At 49.4% G+C, this 759-nt stretch carries 1 protein-coding gene; it reads left to right on the forward strand.

Going from position 1 to position 759, the window contains the following annotated elements:
- Nucleotides 1-759, forward strand: a 759-nt coding sequence (locus FC81_RS09510) for a hypothetical protein (RefSeq protein WP_187327418.1), incomplete at both ends; no start/stop codon positions are given.

Below are 759 nucleotides of genomic sequence, written 5' to 3' on the forward strand. Positions count from 1 at the left end.
AACAAGTGCCAGTCAGTCTGGGTCAACAAGTACTAGTGAGTCAGCCTCAACAAGTGTGAGTGAATCGTCTTCGACGAGTGCGAGTCAGTCAGGCTCAACGAGTACTAGTGAGTCAGCCTCAACAAGTGCCAGTGAATCAGGCTCAACAAGTACTAGTGAATCGGCTTCAACAAGTGCCAGTCAGTCAGGGTCAACAAGTACTAGTGAGTCAGTTTCAACGAGTGCAAGTGAATCAGGCTCAACAAGTACTAGTGAGTCAGCCTCAACAAGTGCCAGTCAGTCAGGGTCAACAAGTACTAGCGAGTCGGCTTCAACAAGTGCCAGTCAGTCAGGGTCAACAAGTACTAGTGAGTCAGCCTCAACAAGTGCCAGTCAGTCAGGGTCAACAAGTACTAGCGAGTCGGCTTCGACGAGTGCGAGTCAGTCAGGATCGACAAGTACTAGTGAATCGGCTTCAACGAGTGCCAGCCAATCAGGGTCAACAAGTACGAGCGAGTCAGCCTCAACAAGTGCCAGTCAGTCAGGGTCAACAAGTACTAGCGAGTCGGCTTCAACAAGTACTAGTGAATCGGCTTCAACAAGTGCCAGTCAGTCAGGGTCAACAAGTACTAGTGAGTCAGTTTCAACGAGTGCTAGCGAATCGGTTTCAACAAGTACTAGTGAATCGGCTTCAACAAGTGCCAGTGAGTCTGAATCGACAAGCACTAGTGAATCGGCTTCAACAAGTGCCAGTCAGTCAGGGTCAACAAGTACTAGCGA

The sequence above is a fragment of the Liquorilactobacillus capillatus DSM 19910 genome, from assembly GCF_001434915.1.
In the GTDB taxonomy this organism is placed as follows: domain Bacteria; phylum Bacillota; class Bacilli; order Lactobacillales; family Lactobacillaceae; genus Liquorilactobacillus; species Liquorilactobacillus capillatus.